This is a genomic window from Alcanivorax sp. (assembly GCF_014762765.1).
Lineage (GTDB): Bacteria > Pseudomonadota > Gammaproteobacteria > Pseudomonadales > Alcanivoracaceae > Alcanivorax.
This window is the reverse complement of sequence record NZ_JABURH010000083.1, coordinates 1-7,103: the sequence shown is the minus strand read 5'-3', so window position 1 is coordinate 7,103 and position 7,103 is coordinate 1. Positions and strand designations below refer to the sequence as shown.

General features: G+C 60.7%; 7 protein-coding genes. 1 reads left to right on the top strand and 6 read right to left on the bottom strand.

Translation table 11 applies throughout. The annotated features are described in order from the left end of the window. Window positions 1-16: 16 nt before the first annotated feature. From HUJ17_RS03875 to HUJ17_RS03855, 5 genes are all read right to left on the bottom strand, one after another. Window positions 17-505 carry a hypothetical protein gene (locus HUJ17_RS03875; protein WP_290509436.1) on the bottom strand — a complete coding sequence of 163 codons (489 nt, stop codon included), beginning with the start codon at window positions 503-505 and terminating at the stop codon, window positions 17-19. Continuing rightward, window positions 502-1,686 (bottom strand): sialidase family protein, encoded by a 1,185-nt coding sequence (locus HUJ17_RS03870; protein WP_290509435.1) that lies wholly within the window; start codon window positions 1,684-1,686, stop codon window positions 502-504. The genes HUJ17_RS03875 and HUJ17_RS03870 overlap by 4 nt, the downstream gene beginning before the upstream one ends. Further along, window positions 1,686-3,905, bottom strand: coding sequence for a TonB-dependent receptor (locus tag HUJ17_RS03865; protein ID WP_290509434.1), 2,220 nt, complete (start codon window positions 3,903-3,905; stop codon window positions 1,686-1,688). The genes HUJ17_RS03870 and HUJ17_RS03865 overlap by 1 nt, the downstream gene beginning before the upstream one ends. Window positions 3,906-4,120: 215 nt before the next feature. Next, the gene (locus HUJ17_RS03860; protein WP_290509433.1) at window positions 4,121-4,624 is read right to left on the bottom strand and encodes an FxsA family protein; all 504 of its coding nucleotides are present in this window, start codon (window positions 4,622-4,624) and stop codon (window positions 4,121-4,123) included. A 59-nt stretch (window positions 4,625-4,683) separates the two neighbouring features. Beyond that, window positions 4,684-5,598 carry a LysR substrate-binding domain-containing protein gene (locus tag HUJ17_RS03855; RefSeq protein ID WP_290509432.1) on the bottom strand — a complete coding sequence of 305 codons (915 nt, stop codon included), beginning with the start codon at window positions 5,596-5,598 and terminating at the stop codon, window positions 4,684-4,686. Between the two features lie 96 nt (window positions 5,599-5,694). On the opposite strand from HUJ17_RS03855, the gene HUJ17_RS03850 reads away from it, so the two are divergent. After that, the gene (locus HUJ17_RS03850) at window positions 5,695-6,612 is read left to right on the top strand and encodes a sterol desaturase family protein (protein ID WP_290509431.1); all 918 of its coding nucleotides are present in this window, start codon (window positions 5,695-5,697) and stop codon (window positions 6,610-6,612) included. Window positions 6,613-6,836: 224 nt separating this feature from the next. Here HUJ17_RS03850 and HUJ17_RS03845 read toward each other — a convergent pair. Then, window positions 6,837-7,103, bottom strand: a 267-nt coding sequence (locus HUJ17_RS03845; RefSeq protein WP_290509430.1) for an SDR family oxidoreductase, incomplete at its 5' end; no start/stop codon positions are given.

Genomic DNA, 7,103 nt, shown 5'->3' with positions numbered 1-7,103 from the left:
GGGTCTGCCCGGGTTTCTAAAACCGTCTTACGCTTTCTCTGTTGTGTGATGGCAATGTTTTCAGCCAGTCGCGCAGGCGCTGCTCGGTCAAGGCTCCGCTGTGTCCCTGGGTGCTGTCCTCTTCAATCAGATAGCTGCGCGGTAGTTCGCCGTACCAGTTCGGGTCGATTTCCCGGCGCTGGCGGGCGGGGACGGGATCGGCGAACTGGTAGTTGGGCAGGGCGTCGGTGTTGTGTTGTTGCAGGGTGGCGGTGACTTCGTCGCTGCTGCGTCGGGTGTCTGTGTTGATCAGCACTACCGGTAGCGTCTCACCTTCCTGATGCAGGCGGCCAAGGGCGGCCAGCTCATCGTAGCAGGGTGGGCAGTCCACTGACCAAAGAACCACCAGCAAGGGCCGTGGTTGCTGGTCAAGAACCTGCTGATAGCCCCCCCGGTGCAGTGGCTCCAGAGCCGTAGCGAAGCAGGATATTGTCAGCAGCGCTATGCAAAGCGCGCGGTTTTTCATTGGTGTTCTCCGCTAATCGCTACCAGCTGGTTGCCTTCATCGTCGGTGCGCCAGGCGAGAAAGATCTGTTCGCCATTGCTGATCAGCAAGGGGTGATCGGAGCCATTGCGAGTGTGCAGCAAGGTGCGTACATCCGCCCAGTGCGCACCGCCATCCCGGGACAGCTTCAAGCGGATAACGCTGCGGTTCGCCTCATCCAGATCTTTCCAGACCAACGCAACGATATCGCCCAGCACCGCCACCTGGCCGTGGGCCGCGGCGGGGCCGCCCAGCTTTATCGGTGCTCCATCGCTACGCTGATAAAACAGCCCCTGACGTTTTTTTCCAGCGGTGAACCAGAGCTGATGTCGACGGTCGCCGTCCATGGCCAGTGCCGGACCATGATGAGGACAGCCGTTGAGTTGCCATTGATCATCGCTGGCCCGTTCGACGGGCTGCGGGGTGGTGGCATCCCGGAAGCGGATCAGGGCGTGGTCGCGGATGCCGCCGGTGAACACCTGGCGGTAGAGAATTACTGGCAGGCCTTGCTCATCAATGCTCATGGCTAGCCGGCAGCATTCACAGGAATGGGCGGCCAGGCGCTGATTGCGGGCGAAGCTGGCACCGTGGTCTGTGGAGTGGGTGTAGTAAAGCGCCGCGCCTACATAGTCCTGGCCTGCGTCTTTGGCGTTCTGCTGGTCGCGTTTGTCCACCCACACCAGGAACAGCTCGCCGTCGTTGTTGACGGCCATGTCTGGAAAGCGGTGGGCGATGGTGCGGCGATCATCATTGACGGTCACCGGTTCGCTGAAGCTGTTGCCGCCATCCAGGGAGCGGCTGAAGCGGATATGCCCGGTCCAGGGTTTGTCCGGTTTTTGGGTCCACAGCAGGTAAATCTGGTTGTCCGGGCCGAAGGCGATTTGCGGGCGGTCTTCGCCCTGGTCATCCACCGCTTCCGGTTCCGGGTTGACGATCCGCGGTTGGCCGCCTTGCCGTTGCACACGAATATGATCCTGCTGATACCAGACCCACCAGAGCTTGCCATCATGATCGAAGGCCGGGGTCGGGGCGCGACCGCATGCGGGGGCAATGCGGTCCTCGCAGGCCGCGTTGGTGTTGTGGCTGTGGGCAGAATGCGCTGACACTGCGCTCGACATGGCCAGCAGTGTCAGTGTCAGGCAGGCGAGTGCGCGATACGGCATCAGTAATCCCAGTTAACTTCGGCAAACAAGGTGCGGCCCGGGTAGGGGTGGAATACGTAGTAGCGATGATCGGTGACATTATCCATGCCCAGCGCCACGCTGATGTGATTATCCAGTTGGTAGCGCCCGCGAACATCAAGCACCACATAGTCGTCGGTAAAGCCGAAACCTTCCGCATCGCCGTCGCTGTTATCCAGACTGTCGTAGGGATCACTGGCATAGCGCAGACCACTGCTCAGGTTCAGTTTTTGCGTGGCCTGGTAGCGTGCCAGAAGGTTGGCCCGCCAGCGGGGGACGCGGGGGAACTGCTTGCCTTCTGATGCCGGCTGGGAGTCGTTGTCTTCGATAATGGCGCGGGTGTAGGAAACGTTGAAGTCCAGGGTCAGACCGTCCACCAGCAGGTCCGGCCAGTTGGCGATGAACTCGATGCCCCGTGAGCGCACCCGATCGATGTTCTGGAAGTTGTTTACACCAGTGAAAACGTTGGTCTGCCGAAAGATGGCATCGTCCACGTCGTTTTCCCACAGGTTCACTGTCAGGGTGGCCTGGGGGAAGAAGTGCTTCACCATCAGGTTCTTGCTCAGTCCTTCCTCGGTTTTCAGGTTCGGATCAAAGGCGGCGTTGAAGTCACCATTGTTATCCAGGCTGCCCTGGTAAAGCTCGCCTACGGTGGCGAAGCGGTGGGCCTTGCCCAGGGACAGGCTGGTGAGCCAGTCGTCGGTGGGCCGATAGCTCAGGCTGGCCTTGGGAGAAAAGGCCTGTTCGTTGCGTTGCGGATAGGCGGCGGAGGCACCGTTCTGGATCAGGCGACCGTCGCTGGCCTGCCACCATTCCTGGCGGCCACCCAGGGTGAGCTTCAGTTTGTCGCTGAGTGCCCATTGGTTTTCGATAAACAGGGCCTGGGTGCGGGTTTCGCCCCGGGAGGCGCTTTTCAGGGTGCGGCCCTGGGTGGTGCGCCACTCGTTGGTGTCGTAGTTGATCTCGTCCAGGCGGTAGCGGTCGATGTGGTAACCGAAAACCACCCGCTGCCCCAGCCAGCCGCCATCGTGGCGATGGCCCAGATTCAGGTCGAAGGTCTGCCAGCCGGTGCCCTGGTCGTCGCTGAAGGTGCCGGGGCCGCCGGTCCTGGCCACCGCGAAATCGGTACCGGAGCGGCGACTGGTGTCATCCAGTACCCGGTAGTCGGATACGCCAGTCTGGATGTCCCAGCCATGGCCAAGCTTGCCATCCAGTTCCAGGCCGGTGATCAGATCCTGGCTTTCGCTCAGGCCCAGGCGCTGGCTGGTGACGGCAAAATCCTCGCCGTTGATGGTCACATCGCCATTGTAGACCAGGCGGCCATTGGCATCGCGCAGGTAGGTCTGGGGCTTCAGGGTTTCATCGCGGCGGTCCAGCCAGGCCAGGGTGAGGCGGGCCTGCAGGTCACGGGTCAGATCGTAGCCCAGTTTCAGCTTCAGGTTCTGTTCGGTCACCTCACTGCCGCTGGCAGCGTTGTAGACATATCCACCCTGGGAGTAGGGGTGGGCACCGGTGACTGGCGTGCCGGGGTTGGGGCCAGTTCCGCGGGTCAGACCGAAGCTTTGTGGGTGCCCTTCGTTTTCCAGCCGGCTGGCAGCGAGAAGCAGACTCCAGTCACCTTTGCGGTTGCCCACCACAGCATTCAGCCGATGGCCAAAATAGTCCTCGTCGGTGCCGTAGTCGTCGAAGCGTTGCATAAAGGTGCCGGCGCTGAGATGGGCCATGGCCTGCTGGGGCATTTTGGTGTGAAACACGGTGACACCGCCCAGGCTGTTACCGCTGTAGCGGGCGGAATAGGGGCCGTAGAAAATCTCCACCCGGTCGATCTCTTGGGGCTGCACCACGTCCCAGCGCGGGGCGGTGGCGAAGTTGGCGCCGAGGAAATTACTGAGCAGTATCCCGTCGCTGTAGACCAGTGCCCGCGGGGTCTGGAAGTTGTGCATATCACGGAAGGTGAGCAGGCCGTTGCGGTCGCCGATAAAGCGTTTACGCACCATCAGGTTGGGCTGGTACTTGAGCACGTCCTCGCTGTCGGCGGTATTGATGTCCGCGGCCTCGGCGGCAGTCACCTGGCCGCTTAACGCCGCTGGCTCCGTTTCCAGCGCAGAGGCGGACTGGCTGACGGAAATGGTTTCCAGTTCGTTGGCGTGTAGCGAGGAAATACCGCTGAGCAGGATGCTGGCGAAAAGACGACGATGCATGGAACCCCCGAATGATGGCGGGGGCATTATTGGCAAAATCGGGGCGTTGGCCAATGTGGCAAAGTGTCGCAGGTGGGGCAATGAATAGTTAATAGTTCGCGAGGTCTGTTCTCAGGTTTGCAATGCCAGAGGCCGCGCACGGAGTCTGGGCGCGGAGTCATGTGTTTGGAAAAGCCGCGATCCTGCCCCGCGAGTTATTAATTATTCACTATTAATTATTCATTTTTTTCCCTGTGTGCTTCCCCCTCAATGGTCACATTGCCACCGTTGTCCCTGCGAGGTGGCTGCTGGAACGGGTTGGGGCCCTGCCGAGTGTAGCTGGTATAGGTGAAGCCGCCGCCTTGCATGGTGGTGAAACCCTGCAGGGTGCCTTTTTCGATGACCTTGCGGGCCATGGCCCGGCGGGAGCCCGGCAGCAGCAGGGCAAAGCCCACGGCATCGGTGATGAAGCCCGGGGTGATCAGCAGGGCGCCGCCGAGCAGCAGCATGATGCCTTCCACCATTTCCTGGCCGGGCATATCGCCCTGTTGCATGCGCTGGTTGAGGCGCACCCAGGTCTCCAGTCCCTGGCGGCGGAACAGGTAGCTACCCAGCAGGGCGGTAACCACGGTGGCGACGATGGTGATCGGCCAGCCAATCAAGCCGGCTACCTTGGCCAGCACCAGCACTTCCAGCAGGGCGAAAGCGAAGATGAAGAAGAAAATGCGACCGAAACCCATGGGGTGTCCTGTTTTAGCGTGTATGGCTACTAATAAGATGGTGATAGTCAGACAGGGATTCAAGGGGCAGGTTCAGTGGCCGCAGAATCTGTCAGTTGCTGGCGTAGCCAGCGATGGGCGGGATCCCTGTCCAGGGCGGAGGACCAGAGCATATAAACGGGCACTGGTGGCACAGCGACCGGGAAGGGCAGGACCTGTAGTTCCAGGGCGTCGGCGTACTGATGGGCCAGGCGTTCCGGCACGGTGGCAATCATGTCCGACCGGGCGCTGACGGCGAGCATGCTGGCAAACTGGGTAACCTTGGCGCCGGCACGTCGTTGCCAGCCGGGGGCATTGAGAATCAGGTCCAGCGGCAGGCGCCGGTGACGCTCCGGCAGCACCACATGTTCGGCTTGCAGAAAGCGGGACTTGCTGCAACGCCCCTGTATCTGTGGATGTCCCCGACGTGCCACTACCACCAGATTCTCCTCCAGCAGTACCTTGCGGTGCAGTCGGCTGTCTTCAGGGACAAACGAATCCACGGCCAGGTCGGCATGGGCCTTGTTCAGGGCGTTGGCCATGCCATCGCCGGCAGGGGCAATCTCCAGCATTACATCCGGCGCCTGTCGGCGTATTCGCTGCAGCAGCGGTGGCAGCAGCACCATCTCGAAGTAGTCCAGGCTGAGCAAGCGGAACTGGCGCCGGCTGCTGGCCGGATCAAAGCGGTTGCCCGGGTCCAGCGAGTCGCGCAGGGACGCCAGTTGGGGGGCGAGTAGCTGGTGCAGCTCACGGGCCCGGGGGGTGGGCACCATGCCCTGGCGGGTGCGCACGAAGAGGTCGTCGTCCAGGGTATGGCGCAGGCGCTGCAGCGCCGCACTGATGGCGGGCTGGCTCATCCCCAGCTGGTCTGCGGCCCGGGACAGTTGCCCGGCCTCCATGATGGCATCGAAGACCGGCAGCAGGTTCAGGTCGATGCTGCGTAAATTCAGTTTCATGGATATTACTTATATCAAATATCAATTAGGAAAAGGAATACGCTCTGTCTATTTTCTGGGGTGTGCGCAACAACACGCTCAAACTGGAGAATAACAATGGACCAGCAACTTACCGCCGTTGTCACGGCGTTCATTATTCTGACAGCGATCTGGGAAGTGGTAGCCGGCCGCACCCGGGACGGCAAAAAGACCCGGCAGGACTGGAAAATTGCCTTTCTCGCTACCTTGATGATGGTGGTAGTGCAGCGCCCGCTGGTGTTGCTGCTGCTGACTCTGGGGCTGTCAGGCCTGTTTCCCGGCAGTGCCGGTTCCCTGGCCTGGCTGGAGGATCAGTATTTCCTGCCGACGCTGATCGCCTTTTTCTGTATTGAAGAATTTATTCATGGTGCGTTTCACCTGTTCGCCCATAGTCGTCGACCGAAGAACCGGTTGCTGCAATGGGTGCAGGCGTTCTACAAGATGAGCCATCGCCCCCACCATCTGGCCGGCGGCCAGGACAACAAGGGGCAGCTGTCGGTGACCCAGACCTTTGTGAATGGCTGGGCCTGGTGGCTGATCATGCCGAATTACACCTTCCAGCTGGTGTGTCTTTATCTGGGCCTGGTGGAGGTGTTCCTGGTGGGCACGGCCATCAAGGGTATCTGGGCGGCCCAGACCCATGTGAACTGGAACTGGGATCTCTATTTCCATAATCACCAGTGGGCCTGGGTGCGTAAAACCATGTGGGCGCTGGCCCATGTGCTGACCTTCCCGACCCAGCATCATCATCACCATTCCCGTGGCCCCAATTCCGCCAGGAACGTGACTTCCACGCTGGCCATCTACGACTGGTTGATCTTCGGCACCCTGGCCATCGAGAAGGAAAAACCGCAGACCTACGGCTGGCGTCAGAAGGATGACGAGGCCAGCAGTGTGCTCAAGCGTTATTTCTTCTGGGACGTGCGTCAGTACATGCCTGGAGGAGCCGCGAAAGCGAAAAAGAAGAGTGGAGAAAAATTGGCGAAAGCGGCCTGAGAGCCACCGCCCTGATGTTGTAGCGTCTCGTTGCGGGAGAGCGCGGGATCTTCACGCCCTGCCGGGTAAATAGCCCGGCGGGGTTTTTTCGTCGCTGCCATTGTGTCGCGTAGGGAGGATCAGCCAAATACAAAAAAGCCGCACCTTGCGGCGCGGCTCTTTTGTGGATCCTGTGGCGAAAGCCTCAAACCGTGTTGCAGCTTGAGGCTTGCAGCTTGCGGCTGTTACGCACCCAGCAGCATCTGGCCACACACACGTACCACGTTACCGGTCAGACCCTGAGAGGCCGGGCTGGCAAAGAAGGCGATGGTTTCAGCCACGTCTACCGGCTGACCGCCCTGATTCATGGCGTTCATGCGACGGCCCGCTTCACGGATGGTGAAGGGGATGGCGGCGGTCATCTGGGTTTCGATGAAGCCCGGTGCTACGGCATTGATGGTGATGCCTTTCTCGGCGTACTCGTCCTTGTAGGCGTCGATCATGCCGATCAC